This is a genomic window from Wolbachia endosymbiont (group A) of Sphaerophoria taeniata, assembly GCF_947250735.1.
Lineage (GTDB): Bacteria > Pseudomonadota > Alphaproteobacteria > Rickettsiales > Anaplasmataceae > Wolbachia.
Genome location: NZ_OX366344.1, coordinates 326,727 through 343,726, shown reverse-complemented (window position 1 = coordinate 343,726; position 17,000 = coordinate 326,727). Strand labels below are relative to the sequence as shown.

Here is a 17,000-nt window from a genome sequence, read left to right as displayed (position 1 = left end):
TCCAAGTAGATTATTATTAATCTACTATTAAATATTACTAAAAACCTAAATAATGCGACCATTTTCAATAACCAAAGACAAACAGGATAAGATATAAAAGAAGTTTCTTCCTCTTCAACAGTATTACTCTAAATTTTCATCAAAATAAGTTGTTTTATCCTTTTTTTCCTTATACTCTTCTGCAGTATGGAGAGGTTGCTTTTTAGCTGTGATATTTGGCCACTTTTGTGAGTATTCTATGTTTATGTTGTAAAATGATTTGAAGATTTTTTGTTCACTGTTCAGTAACTCTTCATCTAGTTCTAAAATACCTTTTATGGAATCATCAGTTACAATTGCATCTACTGGACACTCAGGTATACACACTCCACAATCAATACATTCATCTGGGTTAATCACGAGCATGTTTTTACCTTCATAGAAGCAGTCAACGGGACATACTTCCACACAGTCCGTATATTTACATTTTATGCATTTATCTGTAACAAAATGCGTCATAAAACAATGTATATTTGCATTATCTTGGGTACACTAAATTGATAAGAAATTCAAGCCTTTTATGAAGATAAATAAATTGAACAACAAAGAATTAGAAGTATGGTTAAGCTTGGCTAGAACTATAGGACCAATAAAGTTTTTTAGTATACTAAGAACACATGGATCGCTAGATGAGGTGCTAAAATATCTCAATAGGGTGGCTAATAATAAGGTGTATGGCATTCAAGATGCACGAGAAGAAATCAATAATGCAGAAAGAATTGGAGCTAAAATTATACCCGCATGTGACCCAGATTACCCTGATCTTTTAAGAAATATCTCTAGTTGTCCTCCTATAATAACTGCACTTGGTGATATATCATTATTAAGCCGTGAGATAATTGCAATAATCGGTGGGCGCAACTCTTCGATGAATGGAAGAAATTTTGCCAGTAAACTAGCACTTGATTTAAGCGAAGCTGGTTTTGTTATCGTTTCTGGACTTGCAAAAGGAATCGATACCGCAGCAAACAGTGTAATATACAAAAATCATCCCACTATTGCTGTTACAGCAAGCGGAATTGATGTGGTGTATCCAAAAGAGAATTTTGATCTATACAAAAAAATCACTGGGAACGGTGGTTTAGTAATTACTGAGCTTCCATTTGCTACTAAACCAAAGCCTCAGTATTTTCCTCAAAGGAATCGAATTATATCTGGTCTATCGCTGGGTGTTGTAGTGATTGAAACATCGAAACGTTCTGGCTCTCTAATAACAGCAGATTTTGCTTTAAATCAAGGGAGAGAGGTATTTGCAGTTTCTGGTTTCCCTTTAGATTCACGCTGTAGTGGTAGTAATTATTTAATTAAAAACGGTGCTAAGCTTATCGAGTCCGCTGATGACATAATAGAAAGTGTTAGGTTTAGTTTACCTCCGCAGCAAAAAAACCTATTTGATGTTGAGCACCATTCTGTTAACCAAAAACAAGAAAAATTACAACAGGCAAAATCTGTTATAGTTGATCATATTAACTCTGTACCTGTTGATATAGATGAACTTATATTAGCAAGCGGACTTTCTGCCAACATAGCTCTAATGGCTCTTTTAGAACTAGAGTTGGAAAACAAAATAGAGCGTTCACCGGGGAATAAAATATCGTTAATTTTCTAGATTACTTTAGCTATAGCTAACCCAAGAAAGGTTTTCCTACGTCATACCGCCGCGGTATCTTGGCATAGATTCCGCTAACAAGTAGCGGAATGACGAATTTTTGTTTTTCAAATTATCGGTAAACCTAAGTCACTTTAGCTATAGGTCAGTATGTCGTTTTACTAGATGTTCGTACAGATATATGCTTGACACTGGAATGATGCCATTTGCTATAGGATTCTTAGTTGCTGATTTTAGAATTGATAAGAGAAAACTTTTTTTCAACTTGTTGTATGATTTTATCAAAGTGATCGAAATCTAAGCTTGCACTGCCAATTAAAACTCCTGATAAATTTGAAATATTTAACAAATTTTCTATATTTTCTGAATTGACTGAACCACCATATGTAATGTGTTTTTTACCAGTACACAATTTTATTACCTCTATCACCTCAGCAATTGCATCATTATTTGGCACATGACCTGTGCCTATTGCCCATATTGGCTCATATGCTACGGTATATTCACCGTGTGTTGGCAAACGGTTTTTGCATTGATATTCTATTACTTCTTTTGTTTTTTCATTCTTATAATCTTCTGAATTTTCACCTACACAGATAATTGGGTGTAAGCCTGATTCTATTGCTATTTCCGACTTAAGTTTTATTTCACTATCTGTTTCGTTAGCCCTTTCAGAATGCCCAAGTATTACGTAAGTACACCCTAATTCCTTTAACATTTCTGCGCTAATTTCACCTGTGTAAGAACCAGATTTTTTATAATGGCAATTCTGTGCTCCTATATTAATATTATCGCTCAACTCTATACTGTCTGAAAATGCGGTAAATGGTGGACAAATCACTAGTCTAGAAGTAATCTCATTGTTCTTGTTACTAAGTTTGCCTATAAAGTCAACAAATGAAGACCGTGTTCCATTCATCTTCCAATTTGCTACTATTAAAAAGGACATCAACTTTACTTATATGGGCGAGAGTGCCGGCTGTCGGACTTGAACTGACAACCTACTGATTACAAGTCAGTTGCTCTACCAATTGAGCTAAGCCGGCGTTAAACACATTAATAATATACAATTATCAATGGATTTTAGTCAACTGATTTTTAAAATACTGTATAATGAAAATAATATGAGAAAATTTTTACTGAAGCCAAAAAAGAGTCTAGGGCAAAATTTTATTTTATCGAGTGAGATAACAAAAAAAATCGTCGCTTTAGCCGGTAGTCTAGAGAATTTTAATGTCATTGAAATTGGTCCTGGATATGGTGCATTAACAAGAGAAATATTGGTGCATAATCCAAAGTCTCTACTTTCTATAGAAAAAGATAGAGATTTAGTAAAACACCATGACCAACTGCTAAATGAGCATCAAGGAAAGTATAGAATTATAGAAGCGGATGCACTGCATGTTATAGAAGAAGAGCTGATAGAGCGCCCAGTCAAAGTTATTGCTAACTTGCCTTACAATATCTCGGTAGTGTTATTTTTAAAGTGGTTAAATAATATAAAATTTTTTACGAACTTGACATTAATGTTTCAAAAAGAGGTAGCAGATCGCATTACGGCAAGACCCAATTCTAAAGATTATGGTTCCTTATCAGTGCTAAGCCAGTTACTATGTGATATAAAAAAGGAATTTGATATTGAACCTAAAGAGTTTTTTCCAAGACCAAAAATACATTCTTCAGTAATTACAGTAAATCCTTTGCCTACCCCAAAGTTTGCAGTAAATTTGGAAACCTTAACAAGATTAACACGTGCCGTTTTTGCTCAAAGAAGAAAGATGCTGAGAAATAGCTTGCAAAATATAACGAACCACGCTGAAACTGTCCTTGAAAACGCTAAATTGAGTGGAAACGAACGTCCAGAAAACTTAACTATTGAGCAGTTTTGTTTGCTGGCAAATAATGTAGAATGCTTATTTTGCAAAAGCCCTATTGCAATTTAATTAATTGGCGTATAAGCTTTAAATAAAGCCTATGAAAAAAATGGAAGCTTGTTATTCGTTTGACGATATACTTCTTTTGCCAGCCTATTCTAATATATTGCCTTGCGATGCAGATACAAAAACTTATTTAACAAATAATATAGAACTAAATATCCCTCTCATATCCTCTGCAATGGATACTGTTACTGAATCGGGCTTTGCAATAGCTATTGCCCAACATGGAGGGATAGGTTGCATACATAAGAATTTATCAATAGATGAACAAGTTTTAGAAGTAAGAAGGGTGAAAAAATATGAAAGTTGGATCGTGTATAACCCAATTACGATTTCACCGGATAAAACAGTTGCGGAAGCAATTTCATTAATGAGAGAGCACAATTATTCTGGCATTCCTGTAGTCGATCAACTCAAGTTAGTTGGAATTTTAACTAACCGAGATGTGAGGTTTATTGAAGACCAGAACATGAATGTAAAAGTTTCCGAAGTGATGACAAAAGATAAGTTAGTGACAGTGCGGGAGCAGGGAGTGAATAGTGCCTCAGCAATGAAATTGTTGCATGAAAATAGAATAGAAAAGCTTTTGGTCGTAGATGAAAATTCTTGTTGTATAGGTTTAATTACGGTTAAAGACATTGAAAAATACAATAGATACCCAAATTCATGTAAAGACAGTAAAGGGCGGCTCAGAGTTGCCGCTGCAATTGGCACTGGTAAAAAAGATGGTATAGAAAGATGTGAAGCTTTGATCGGAGAAGAAGTTGATGTAGTTGTTGTGGATACTGCTCACGGTCATTCCGAAAACGTTATCAATACCATTAGGGAAATAAAAAAGATGTATCCTAATACGCAATTAATTGGCGGAAACATTGCAACAAAGGAGGCTGCTGAAGCGTTGATTGATGCGGGTGTTGATGCAGTGAAGGTCGGAATAGGACCAGGATCAATCTGTACAACCAGAATAGTTACAGGTGTTGGTGTGCCACAATTCTCTGCAATCAAGAATGTTGCAGAGACGTGTAGAGCAAGAAACGTCAGACTAATTGCTGATGGTGGGGTAAAATACTCAGGAGATGTTGCAAAAGCTATTGCAGCTGGTGCTGACTCTGTGATGATTGGTTCGATTTTTGCTGGCACTGACGAAAGCCCAGGTGAGATTATCATGTATAAGGGCAGAGCATATAAAGGCTATCGAGGAATGGGATCTATTAGTGCAATGAAACGAGGTTCAGCTAGCCGTTATTTTCAAGATAAAGATTCAAAACTAAAATTAGTTCCACAAGGAGTGGAAGGAAGAGTTCCATTCAAAGGTCCAGCTTCAGGAGTAATCCATCAGTTGATTGGCGGATTGCAAGCTGCAATGGGGTATACTGGTAATAGGAATATAGAAGAGATGAAAAAAAATTGTAAATTTGTTACTATTACTGCATCAGGATTAAGAGAGAGTCATGCTCATGATGTAGTCATTACACAAGAAGCTCCAAATTACGCTTATCAAGCGTCCAATTTGTCAACCGATTCAGAGTAGTGACCGTTTATTATTTTGCACCCCAGTCTTTTTCAAATATTGCTAGCCCTTGGTCAGTAAGTGGGTGATTAATTAATTGTCTAAGTACTTTTGCTGGCACAGTAATTGAATCAGCACCAAGCCTTGCAGCTTCTATTACATGTGCTGGGCTTCTCACTGATGCAACAAGAACTTTAGTATCAAAACCGTAATTAGAATATATAGTACATATATCTTCTATTAGCGATAAGCCATCATAGCTTATATCATCAAGGCGACCAACAAAGGGAGAAATAAAACAAGCACCGGCCTTAGCGGCAAGCAGTGCTTGTCCAGGAGAAAAACATAATGTGATGTTAACAGGTATTTTATGCTCTGTCCACAACTTTTTACAAGAAATTAATCCTTCATATGTAAGGGGCAATTTTACCACAACATTATCAGCGATTTTCGCTAACTTAAGGCCTTCTTTAACCATATCTGCATGGTTATTTGCAACAACTTCAACACTAACAGGCCCCTTGATAATAGAGCATATTTCACGCACTAAATCCTCGTATTTATCTTTACGCCCGGACTTTGCTATTAAAGAAGGATTAGTTGTTATGCCGTCAATGAACTCCTTTAGTTCTTTAATTTCATTTAAATCAACGCTATCAAGAAAAATTTCCATATTAATCTCCCATAAAAAAAATACCCTTGCAAAATCTTGTCATCCAAACGCCCTCCTTTGTCATCCAAGTAGCTGACACTGGGATCCATCTTTTTTTTATTATGAACATTATATGCTCCTAGAATCTATTACCCATTGCATAATTTACAAATATTTTTACACCTAGATCCCAGTGTCACGCACTGGGATGACAAAGATGAATACTGGGATGACAGGGAAGAGAATACTGAATGACAGAAAAAAAAGCACTTGGATGACAAAAGTTGGGCTACTTGGATGACAAGAAAGTGATAAACGACTTTTTGCCTAAAATAACTAAGAAAGAAATTTCTCATCAAGATAACTTAAATATATACTAATTCTCTTATTTTTAAACGATTTCTCATCATGAATTGCATGATCAAAAACCTGAATTTGACTTGTTATAATGCTACAATTATTATTTGCAACTTCTAATACGCCACTATCAATTACAACCTTCTTTTCTGTTTGGTTACTCATTTTAACAGTAATCATACCAGGCAATAAATAAATTAAGTAAGGAGCATGGTGAGCTAAAATCATAAGCTCCCCTTCGAGCCCAGTTACTGAAAGAGAAACCACTCCACTGAATGAAATTTGATCATCAGGAGAGAAAAATTGCACTTTAAAAGTATTCATAATCTTTAACTTTTATTTAGCTTCAGCTTGTATTAATTCAGCCTTTTTTATTGCTTCATCTATATTCCCCACCATATAAAAAGCAGCCTCTGGTAAGTGATCATATTTACCTTCAACAATCTCTTTAAAACTGGAAACAGTATCAGAAAGTGAAACAAATTTACCAGGCATACCAGTAAATATTTCTGCAACGTGAAAAGGTTGAGAAAGAAATTTCTGAATCTTACGAGCCCTATCAACAATAGTTTTATCTTCATCAGATAGCTCATCCATACCAAGTATTGCGATAATATCTTGCAGTGATTTATAAGTTTGCAATATACGTTTCACCTCAGAAGCTACCTTATAATGTTCTTCACCAATGATTTCAGCAGATAAAGACTGAGAAGTTGAATCAAGTGGATCAACAGCAGGGTATATTCCCATTTCAGCTATTTGCCTTGACAACACTGTGGTGGCATCAAGATGAGAGAATGTAGTTGCTGGGGCTGGATCGGTTAAATCGTCCGCAGGAACATATATAGCTTGCACAGAAGTAATAGAGCCAGAAGTTGTTGAAGCTATTCTTTCTTGCATTGCACCCATATCAGTTGCAAGGGTTGGCTGATAACCAACAGCTGACGGTATTCTTCCAAGTAAAGCAGAAATTTCAGAACCAGCTTGTGTAAAACGGAAGATATTATCCACGAAAAATAGAACATCTTGGTTTTCACGGTCACGAAAATACTCTGCCATAGTAAGTGCTGTTAAAGCAACTCTAGCCCTTGCTCCAGGAGGCTCATTCATCTGACCATAAACCAAAACAGCTTGAGATTTTTCATGCTCATTTATATTTATTACATTTGAAGTGATCATCTCGTGATAAAGATCGTTACCTTCACGCGTTCTCTCCCCTACCCCGGCAAACACAGAAAATCCTTTATGAGCTTTTGCTATATTATTAATTAATTCCATTATCAGGACTGTTTTACCAACACCGGCTCCACCAAATAAGCCAATTTTTCCTCCTTTAAGATAAGGTGCAAGAAGATCTATAACTTTTATTCCCGTAACTAAAACTTCTTCCTGTATTCTCTGTTCAGTAAAACTTGGAGGTGCTCTATGTATAGGCTCTAAGTTATATTTTCCCTTCAGTGGACCACACTCATCTATAAGCTCTCCAACAACATTAAAAATCCTTCCTAAAGTTGAACGCCCAACCGGAACTGATATTGGTGCGCCTGTATCAACAAATTCATCCCCCCTTGACATGCCATCTGTGCTATCCATAGCAATACAACGAACTATATTGTCACCTATATGCTGCGAAACTTCTAAAACCAGCTCCTTATCCTTATATTTTAGTTTGCTTTTTAAAGCATTAAATATTTTAGGCAATTCACCTTCAAATTTTATATCAACAACTGCTTGAGTTACCTTAATCGCTCTACCTATATTCATCTCTTTATTTTTATCACCCAACACTATAATTCCATAAAAGAACTTCTAAAGAAAATAAATCTTATATTATTAATAGAAATTTTGCAACATTAAAACGCTTACTAGTTACGCTTCATTACAAACAATGCAAATGCATTTAATAGCCAAGTAATAATAAACAATACTAAACTAAGCGCATAAGCAGCAAGAGTTTGTACACTATTGAAATCCTGATCTCCGGTAAGTAATGTAGCGATCTGCACGGTAATGGTAGTAACTGAATTAAGAGGGTTAAAAGTCAAATTTGCGTTGATTCCCACAGCCATTAGCACAATCATTGTTTCACCTATCACTCTTGAAATTGACAATAAAATTGCACTTAAAATTGTAGGCATTGCATAAGGTATTGTTATATGCCATATAGTTTCCGCTGGAGTTGCGCCAAGTGCCATGAAGCCATAACGCAAGCTTTTTGGAACAGATCTTATGGCATCTTCGAGTAAAGAAATAATAAAAGGAAGAATCATTATCCCAATCGATAAACCGGCAACTAAGGCACTTTCTGAGTGTATACTTAAACCAAAAAAATTTGCTACCTGCTTTATAAAGAAAGACAAGAACACAACCGCAAAATATCCATATACAACCGTAGGAATAGCAGATAAAACTTGCAAAGTTGTATTAACAATATAACGCACTTTCTCACTCGCATATTCACTAATATATATTGCAGAAAATAAACCAAGCGGAATGACAACTAACATTGCTATAATAGTTATAAGTAATGTACCTACTAAAAGCGGCGCTATACCAAAATATCCTATCTTCTCTTCATTGACAGTGACTACATTGTGGCCCCATTTCAAGCAAAACAAGAATTCTGAAATAGCTACTTTATTAAAAAAATTAATGGATTGAATAAAAATAGATAGCATTATAAATAAAGTGATAAAAAATGATATGGCCAAAGCCACAAATAACGAAAGTTTTATTATCTTATTTCTTTTATTTTTAAAGATAAAAGCAAGCATGAAAAAAAGTAACGCTATAGAAATAAAAGTTACAAAACAATTATTATAGAGTACTAACAACCAAGTTAGCATCCATACACAACTAAGATATAGATAAGATTTAACCTTATTTACTTCTTGAAACCTACTAAAACAAAATAAAAGGATTAGTAGGACAGGTATGACTATCACCGAATTCATTTTCCCATGCATCAAATTTTATTCTACGAAAATGTCATACAAGTTCACCATCATTTGACAATAAAGTAAAACAATTTAAAATAAATAATTATATTAATATAAAAACAATGAAGAGAACATTTCAACCAAAAAATTTGATAAGAAAGCGCAGACATGGATTTCGTTCACGTATGGCAACAAGAGCTGGAAGAAAAATCCTTAATAGGCGCCGTTCATTAGGGTGTAACAAATTATGCGCATAGTAAGTATAAAAAAAAAGATTTTTCCTTTGCTTTCAAAAATAAGTTAGCACTCAGCAGTCTTTTTTATCGTGGGCTTTGTATATCACTGTACGCCATAAAAGAAAGAGAACCTGAAAAGTACACTCATACTATTAGAGTAGGTCTGGCTATCAGTAAAAAAGCCGGAAAAGCAGCAAAAAGAAATAAAATAAAAAGGCAGTTACGAATGCTTGCTAAAATTAGCATTTTAAATATAAGCAATATAGGGCACTACTACATAATACTAACTCATAGAAACATTATGCAAGCAAATTATAAAAACTTACAAAAAGATCTAACTATTTGCTTAAAAAAGATAAAATAAAAAAAAATCTCAATTAAGGTATTTACAACTATATTTTTTATGATAACATAAGTAAAATTTTTAAAATAAATTAACGGGTGTGGATGTTTAATGGTAGAGAGTAGAAAAGAACAAGATAAAAATCTCAATATAAATACAAATAATGTTAAAGAAGATTTTTATGAATATAAAAAATCTAGTTATCGTACACAATGGGAATTAGCATTTGAGCAAAGTCAATACTTAGAGCAGAATAAGAATAAGCCTAGACCACAATTATTAGATTTGAATATAGAAGCGACTTCTCGTAATAAAAGAATTATTAAAAGGCAATAAAAAGAAATTTTTATAAACTTGGCGGCGACCTACTCTCCCTTTTCAAGTATCATCAGCGCTAAAAAGTTTCACTTCCGAGTTCGAGATGAGATCGGGTGGTTCATTTTTGCTATAGCCACCAAGTCAATAAAAATTTCTAACTTAACAATTTTAACTTAATATTTAACACTGCATACACACATATAGAAAGCAAATAAATCAATCAGGCTATTAGTACTAGTTAGCTTCACATGTTACCATGCTTCCACACCTAGCCTATCAACGTGGTAGTCTTCCACGGCCTTAATTGGGAAATCTTTTTGAAGAGGGTTTCTTGCTTATATGCTTTCAGCAATTATCCCATCTATACATAGCCACCCAGCGATGCTATTGGCATAACAGCTGGTACACCAGAGGTATATCCATCTCGGTCCTCTCGTACTAGAGTCAGACCTTCTCAAATTTCCTTCACCCACGGCAGATAGAAACCGAACTGTCTCACGACGTTCTAAACCCAACTCACGTATCACTTTAATCGGCGAACAGCCGAACCCTTGGGACCTTCTTCAGCCCCAGGATGTGATGAGTCGACATCGAGGTGCCAAACGGTGTCGTCGCTATGAACGCTCGAACACCATCAGCCTGTTATCCCCGGCGTACCTTTTATCCGTTGAGCGATGACCCTTCCATACAGAATCACCGGATCACTATGACCGACTTTCGTCTCTGCTTGGCTTGTCAGCCTCGCAGTCAGGCAAGCTTATGCCATTATACTATCAAGCTGATTTCCGACCAGCTCTAGCTTACCTTCGCACGCCTCCGTTACTTTTTAGGAGGCGACCGCCCCAGTCAAACTACCCACCATACAATGTCCTAGTTCCAGATAATGAAACATAGTTAGATATCAAAAGTGTAAAGGGTGGTATCTCAAGGTTGACTCCATTATAGCTAGCGCCATAACTTCAAAGTCTCCCACCTATCCTGCACATCACACTTTTAATAGCAATGTAAAGCTATAGTAAAGGTGCACGGGGTCTCTTCGTCTAACCGCGGGTACCCCGCATCTGCACGGGGAATTCAATTTCGCTGAAGTGATGTTGGAGACAGTGGAGAAATCGTTACGCCATTCGTGCGGGTCGGAACTTACCCGACAAGGAATTTCGCTACCTTAGGACCGTCAGTGTTACGGCCGCCGTTTACTGGGGCTTCAATTTAGAGCTTGCACCCCTCCTATTAACCTTCCAGCACCGGGCAGGCGTCAGACCCTATACTTCCACTTACGTGTTTGCAGAGTCCTGTGTTTTTAGTAAACAGTCGCTACTCCCTATTTTGTGCCACCTGCTCATAGTTGCCTAAAAGCAGGTTACCCTTCTTCCGAAGTTACAGGTATAATTTGCCGAGTTCCTTCAACATCATTCTTTCAACACCTTAGTATACTCTACTCATCCACCAGTGTCGGTTTGCGGTACGGCCTCATAAATATAAGTGCTATTTCCTGGAGCTTCTTTTAAGCATAGATCAATCCAATAAGATCTATACAAATACGAAACCCGTCACACTTAAGAGGTTTAGGAATATTAACCTAATTGCCATCGACTACTCCTTTACGGACTCGCCTTAGGAACCGACTAACCCTACGCAGATTAACTTAACGTAGGAACCCTTAGATTTTTGGTGAGAGTGTTTTTCACACTCTTTTACGCTACTTATGTCAGCATTCTCACTTCCGATATCTCCAGCAGTTTTCACAAACCACCTTCACAGACTTACGGAACGCTCCGCTACCGCGCCTATTGATCGAAATCAACAAGCACTCACATCTTCGGTATACAGCTTTAGCCCCGGTACATTTTCGGCGCAGAAAAACTTATTTAGACAAGTGAGCTGTTACGCTTTCTTTAAAGGATGGCTGCTTCCAAGCCAACCTCCTAGCTGTAATGGTTTTTCTACTTCCTTCCCCACTTAGCTGTAATTTTGGGACCTTAGATAGTGATCTGGGTTGTTTCCCTTTCCACCACGGACTTAGCACCCGTAGTGTGCCTGCTGTATAATTAATTGTTGGTATTCGGAGTTTAGTTAGATTTGGTAAGACGTTGAATCCCCCTAGTCTATCCAGTGCTCTACCCCCAACAACATACATACAACGCTCTACCTAAATAGATTTCGCGGAGAACCAGCTATTTCCAAGTTTGATTGGCCTTTCACCCCTAATCACAACTCATCCAATAATGTTGCAACATTAACTGGTTCGATCCTCCAGTGTGTTTTACCACACCTTCAATCTGGTCATGACTAGATCACTTGGTTTCGGGTCTGATCCATAAAACTAAAACGCCCTATTCAGACTTGCTTTCGCTACGCCTACACCTAACGGCTTAAGCTTGCTTCATAGATTAACTCGCTGACCCATTATGCAAAAGGTACGCTGTCACTCTAAATATCAATAAATTGATATAGAGCTCCAACTGTTTGTAAGCACTTGATTTCAGATTCTATTTCACTCCCCTCCCGGGGTTCTTTTCACCTTTCCCTCACGGTACTTGTTCGCTATCGGTCGTTAAGGAGTATTTAGGCTTGGAGGATGGTCCCCCCATATTCAAACAGGATTTCACGTGCCCCGCTCTACTCAAGGATTTAAAAACTTTCTACTTATACAGGACTATCACCTTCTATGGTTACTATTTCCAGAGTATTCTAATTCTTATTCTTAAATCACTAGCCTTTTCCGCTTTCGCTCGTCACTACTAACAGAATCTCGGTTGATTTCTTTTCCTTTGGCTACTTAGATATTTCAGTTCACCAAGTTTGCCTTACATACTTAGTATGTAATAACTAGCTAAGCTAGTTGGGTTTCCCCATTCGGAAATCTGCGGATCAAAATTTGTTGACAATTCCCCACAGCTTATCGCAGCCTGCCACGTCCTTCATCGCCTCTTAACGCCAAGGCATCCATCAAGTGCTCTTAATAATTTATTTATCCGACTATATGCAGAATATGCAGAGTTAAATATTATTAAAATTGAATTGAGATTAAATTAATCTCTACCATAAAACTTGTCAAACATCTAAAAACTAAATTAATCTTTTATATATTATAACCTAATAAATAATATGTCAACGCCTTTTTGCACAAAACATTTACTTATATTATCAACAACAATATACTAGCAATCCTAAACAGTACAATCTGAGAAATATGCGGTAAACTTATATATACAGTAAAAATTAATAAAAAAGATATTTTGTAAGATAAAATGTGTTAAAATCAATTGCCTAAAAATGATAATGAACATTCGGAGTATTTCTCATGTATGAAAAGTAATCTCTCTTTTATAAAAAACGTTGCTTTAAATTGTATGTCTAAGCTCATTGGTGTATTAAATATTAAGAAAGTAAAACACCTCATTGTGAATAAATATAATACTCTTCATAAAGAAATGACAGTGCTTCTTAAAAAATCTAAGAACCTGTTAAATACCAACATTGAAATCGGTTTATATCACTTTTATAAAGGTAGCATATCAGATGCAAAGTTACGATTTTGGTTAATTAGCATATTTTACCCCCATTTACCCATAGTCTGGTATAACATCGGAAGGTGTCATTTTGCGGTAGGGAATACTAATAAAGCTTATAATTATTTAACACAGACACTAAAATTAGATAGTGATCACGAGGAGGCATCTTACTATATAAAAAAAATGACAAACTCAGCGCCTATTACAGAATTGCCAAAAAACCTCATAAGACAATATTTTGATTACACAGGTGAATATTTTGTTGAGCATTGGTTGATTGCTAAACAGTATAGAGGGCATGAACTTGTACACATGATAATTACAAAAATCTTCAACAACTCCACTTCTGAGCTCAATATACTTGACCTTGGTTGTGGGACTGGAATATTTGGTCATTTCTTGAAAATAAATAGTACTGGAAGCCACATAACAGGAATTGACATTTCAAGTAGAATGCTAAATATCGCAAGAGGATGCTTTATAAAAGGTAAGCCTGTTTACAATGAATTAATACATATGGAAATGAAAGAGTTTCTTAAACAAAAGAAAAACCAGCTGTATGATGTAATTATCTTTGCTGAAGTGCTACATTATCTACATGACTTTCAAGAAGAATTGGAATTAGCAAAAAGATCTACGAGCAAAAAAGGGGTTATTATATGTTTAATAAGAAGAAAGGAAGGTGAAGGTATTGACTTTGTAAACAAAGGAGACTATTTTCGTCACTCAGAAAGTTATGTTCAACATGTTGCAAAAAAAATAAATATGCAGATAAGTTATATGAGTTACTGTAAAATATATGGCAGTCAGGTTGACGGTATCTTGTTTGCATTACAGCATCAACAAGAAAATCCGAAAAACCTAACTTAAAAATCGCTCAAAGTGGCTTTTAAGTATCTATATATAATAAAAGAATAAAAGGAATTTTATGAATAACATTACTATTAATTACGCAAAGGATAGCAAATTAACCGATTTTGGAAAAGCAGTTCTATCAGACAGGTATTTAATAGAAAATGAAAGTTACCAAGACCTCTTTGCACGTATTGCTAATTACTATTCTGATAACAAAGAACATGCGCAGCGTCTTTATGACTACATGAGCAACTTGTGGTTCATGCCTTCAACACCAATACTCAGCAATGGTGGCACCAAGAGAGGGTTGCCTATCTCTTGCTTTCTTAATGAAACCGAAGACAGCTTGCAGGGAATAGTTGACTTATGGAATGAAAATGTTTGGCTTGCTGCACGTGGAGGAGGCATAGGTAGTTATTGGGGAAATTTACGTTCAATTGGTGAAAGTGTAAAAGGTAGTGGTAAAACATCAGGAATTGTACCATTTATTGTGGTGCAAAATGCTCTAACGCTCGCAATTAGTCAGGGATCCTTAAGGCGAGGAAGTTCAGCAGTCTATCTTCCTGTATCTCATCCGGAGATAGAAGAGTTTCTGGATTTGCGCAAGCCAACAGGCGGTGACCCAAATCGCAAAGCGTTAAATATACATCATGCTGTAATAGTAACAGATAAATTTATGCAGGCTGTTGAGAATGATCAAGAATGGAATTTAATAAGCCCTCACAATAATAAGGTTATTTCAACTGTAAAAGCGCGGGATATATGGATCAAAATATTAACAGCAAGAGTTGAAACTGGAGAACCTTACATTATTTTCCTTGATGCAACAAATAACAATAAGCCAGAATCTTACAAAAAGCTCAACTTAGACATCAAGATGTCAAATCTATGCAGTGAAATAACTTTAACTACAGGTTATGATCACCTGAATAAGTCACGCACTGCTGTGTGTTGTCTATCATCCGTAAACCTTGAGTACTACGAAGAATGGAAAGACAATAAACTCTTCATAGAAGATATAATGCGCTTTCTTGATAATGTATTGGAAGATTTCATAAATAAAGCACCGAATGAAATGCAGCGAGCAAAATATTCTGCAGCCAGAGAACGCAGTATTGGTCTTGGTGTGATGGGTTTTCATTCATTTTTACAAAGCAAAATGGTTCCTTTTGAATCAGTAATAGCACAACAATGGAATAAAAAAATATTTAAGTATTTACGTGAGCAAGCAGATATAGTTTCTAAAAAATTAGCAGAGGAAAAGGGGGCATGTCTTGATGCCAAAGAAGTCGATCTAATGGAAAGGTTTACACACAAGCTCGCTATTGCTCCAACTGCCTCAATCTCCATTATTGCAGGCAATACCTCTCCTGGAATAGAGCCATATGCAGCAAACGTATTCATACAAAAGACACTGACAGGCTCATTTGTAGTGCGAAATAAATTCTTGCAAAAACTATTAGCAGAAAAAAATCAAGACAATGATAAAATATGGTCTTCAATTTCGACAAACGAGGGTTCCGTTCAGCATTTAGATTTTCTTAGTGAGCATGAAAAATTGACATTTAAAACAGCGTACGAGCTTGATCAAAGATGGATTATAGAACATGCAAGTGATAGAACTCCGTATGTTTGTCAGTCTCAATCAGTCAATCTGTTCTTGCCTGCCAACATACACAAACGTTACTTGCATAAAATACACATGCTTCCCTGGAAAAAAGGATTGAAGAGCTTATATTACTGCAGATCACAATCAATGCAGAGAGCTGACAAGGTTTCGCATGACATATTCAAAAAAAGTGAAATATTGCAACACAAAACAGATATTGACTACGATGAATGTTTGTCATGCCAATAGTGACCTTATTCAAAAAAAGTAGAGAGAAAGTTAAGACGTTTTTGGAGTAAAATAAAACGTTTTTTCAAAATATGGCAAATAGAAGAGAATAGAAACAAAAACTTGCTTGACACCCTCCGCCAGCCCCCTTATCATGAAACTGAAGGTATTCAGTTATCTTCATCTGTGCAGATTAAACAGCAAGAAAACAACGTAGTTGGCGTCTTATTTTTAATTTTTTGCACTATGTGCACCTTATGTCTTCACAATATTTCTAGGTTTTTAGCTATATAAGCTGAAACGCGCTTATAAGTCGTTTAAGACAGTATAGTACGCCAATTTGCAGGATTAGAGAGTGACAACTAGCTAACACGGGGTTTCTTTTGCCTTTTTTTCTGCTTAGTAAATTTCTTAAACATTTAAACTAAGGTGAGTTGCATTTAAAAGCAGCTAAATTGCGGTGTTTAAGACTTAAAAAACGCCAATACTGAAAATAGACAATGACTAGGGCTTCTTTTGCCTTTTTTTTCGTTTGGTAAATTTCTTAATGTTTGTAGCTAAAAGAGCCCAAGAGAGGTGTCATGCCAGTGCTCCTTTTTTTGTCATCCCAGTGCTTGACACTGGGATCCAGTTTTCCATATAATCTCATCGAAAATGTTGTATTTTAACGTAAAACATCTATTTTTATGCTTACCAACTTAATAAAATTCCTGGATCCCAGTGTCGGGGCACTGGGATGACAAAAAAGGGACTACTCGGATGACAAAAAAAGAGCACTGGGATGACAGGAGATACCGTCTTGTTAGTCAACAAAAAAATTATAAAAATTTCCCAAGTTGCATCATAAAATCAA

Annotated in this window: 14 protein-coding genes, 1 tRNA gene, 2 rRNA genes and 1 pseudogene; 8 read left to right on the top strand and 10 right to left on the bottom strand. The window is 35.9% G+C overall.

Annotated elements, in window-relative coordinates; all coding sequences use genetic code 11:
* Positions 1-123: 123 nt before the first annotated feature.
* Positions 124-498 carry a ferredoxin family protein gene (locus OOK84_RS01660; RefSeq protein ID WP_264732113.1) on the bottom strand — a complete coding sequence of 125 codons (375 nt, stop codon included), beginning with the start codon at positions 496-498 and terminating at the stop codon, positions 124-126.
* 61 nt (positions 499-559) lie between these two features.
* Here OOK84_RS01660 and dprA point away from each other — a divergent pair, with 61 nt between their 5' ends.
* A complete protein-coding gene (gene dprA, locus OOK84_RS01655) occupies positions 560-1,648 on the top strand; it encodes a DNA-processing protein DprA (RefSeq protein ID WP_264732111.1) in 1,089 nt (362 codons plus the stop codon).
* A gap of 220 nt (positions 1,649-1,868) precedes the next feature.
* On the opposite strand, the gene OOK84_RS01650 is transcribed toward dprA, so the two are convergent.
* Together OOK84_RS01650 and OOK84_RS01645 are read right to left on the bottom strand one after the other, a co-directional pair.
* A complete protein-coding gene (locus OOK84_RS01650) occupies positions 1,869-2,597 on the bottom strand; it encodes a triosephosphate isomerase (RefSeq protein WP_264732110.1) in 729 nt (242 codons plus the stop codon).
* Positions 2,598-2,621: 24 nt separating this feature from the next.
* Positions 2,622-2,694, bottom strand: a tRNA-Thr gene (locus OOK84_RS01645).
* A 78-nt stretch (positions 2,695-2,772) separates the two neighbouring features.
* On the opposite strand from OOK84_RS01645, the gene rsmA reads away from it, so the two are divergent.
* Positions 2,773-3,591, top strand: coding sequence for a 16S rRNA (adenine(1518)-N(6)/adenine(1519)-N(6))-dimethyltransferase RsmA (gene rsmA / locus OOK84_RS01640; protein ID WP_264732538.1), 819 nt, complete (start codon positions 2,773-2,775; stop codon positions 3,589-3,591).
* Between the two features lie 31 nt (positions 3,592-3,622).
* Positions 3,623-5,116, top strand: a complete 1,494-nt coding sequence (gene guaB / locus OOK84_RS01635; protein ID WP_253309150.1) for an IMP dehydrogenase — start codon at positions 3,623-3,625, stop codon at positions 5,114-5,116.
* Between the two features lie 10 nt (positions 5,117-5,126).
* On the opposite strand, the gene fsa is transcribed toward guaB, so the two are convergent.
* From fsa to pstC, 4 genes are all read right to left on the bottom strand, one after another.
* Complete coding sequence (fsa, locus tag OOK84_RS01630; RefSeq protein ID WP_253309151.1) at positions 5,127-5,768, bottom strand: fructose-6-phosphate aldolase; 642 nt, start codon at positions 5,766-5,768, stop codon at positions 5,127-5,129.
* A gap of 315 nt (positions 5,769-6,083) precedes the next feature.
* Positions 6,084-6,428 carry a F0F1 ATP synthase subunit epsilon gene (locus OOK84_RS01625; RefSeq protein ID WP_264732108.1) on the bottom strand — a complete coding sequence of 115 codons (345 nt, stop codon included), beginning with the start codon at positions 6,426-6,428 and terminating at the stop codon, positions 6,084-6,086.
* Positions 6,429-6,440: 12 nt separating this feature from the next.
* Complete coding sequence (atpD, locus tag OOK84_RS01620) at positions 6,441-7,868, bottom strand: F0F1 ATP synthase subunit beta (protein WP_264732537.1); 1,428 nt, start codon at positions 7,866-7,868, stop codon at positions 6,441-6,443.
* Between the two features lie 101 nt (positions 7,869-7,969).
* Positions 7,970-9,058 (bottom strand): phosphate ABC transporter permease subunit PstC, encoded by a 1,089-nt coding sequence (gene pstC, locus OOK84_RS01615; protein WP_264732106.1) that lies wholly within the window; start codon positions 9,056-9,058, stop codon positions 7,970-7,972.
* A 107-nt stretch (positions 9,059-9,165) separates the two neighbouring features.
* Between pstC and rpmH the strand changes: the two genes are divergently transcribed.
* The 3 genes and pseudogenes from rpmH (at position 9,166) to OOK84_RS01600 (ending at position 9,958) form a co-directional block, all read left to right on the top strand.
* Positions 9,166-9,300, top strand: coding sequence for a 50S ribosomal protein L34 (rpmH, locus tag OOK84_RS01610; RefSeq protein ID WP_006279898.1), 135 nt, complete (start codon positions 9,166-9,168; stop codon positions 9,298-9,300).
* Between the two features lie 67 nt (positions 9,301-9,367).
* Positions 9,368-9,643: pseudogene (rnpA, locus tag OOK84_RS01605) on the top strand (ribonuclease P protein component); the annotation flags it as partial.
* 90 nt (positions 9,644-9,733) lie between these two features.
* A complete protein-coding gene (locus OOK84_RS01600) occupies positions 9,734-9,958 on the top strand; it encodes a hypothetical protein (protein WP_264732104.1) in 225 nt (74 codons plus the stop codon).
* 16 nt (positions 9,959-9,974) lie between these two features.
* On the opposite strand, the gene rrf is transcribed toward OOK84_RS01600, so the two are convergent.
* Positions 9,975-10,081 (bottom strand): 5S ribosomal RNA (rrf, locus tag OOK84_RS01595).
* 66 nt (positions 10,082-10,147) lie between these two features.
* A 23S ribosomal RNA gene (locus OOK84_RS01590) occupies positions 10,148-12,913 on the bottom strand.
* Between the two features lie 335 nt (positions 12,914-13,248).
* On the opposite strand from OOK84_RS01590, the gene OOK84_RS01585 reads away from it, so the two are divergent.
* Positions 13,249-14,325, top strand: a complete 1,077-nt coding sequence (locus tag OOK84_RS01585; protein ID WP_264732102.1) for a methyltransferase domain-containing protein — start codon at positions 13,249-13,251, stop codon at positions 14,323-14,325.
* Between the two features lie 58 nt (positions 14,326-14,383).
* Positions 14,384-16,168, top strand: coding sequence for a ribonucleoside-diphosphate reductase subunit alpha (locus OOK84_RS01580; protein ID WP_264732100.1), 1,785 nt, complete (start codon positions 14,384-14,386; stop codon positions 16,166-16,168).
* A gap of 669 nt (positions 16,169-16,837) precedes the next feature.
* Here the strand turns inward: OOK84_RS01580 and OOK84_RS01575 are convergent.
* Entirely contained in the window at positions 16,838-16,960 is a 123-nt protein-coding gene (locus OOK84_RS01575; protein WP_264732098.1) for a hypothetical protein, read from the bottom strand.
* Positions 16,961-17,000: the final 40 nt, after the last annotated feature.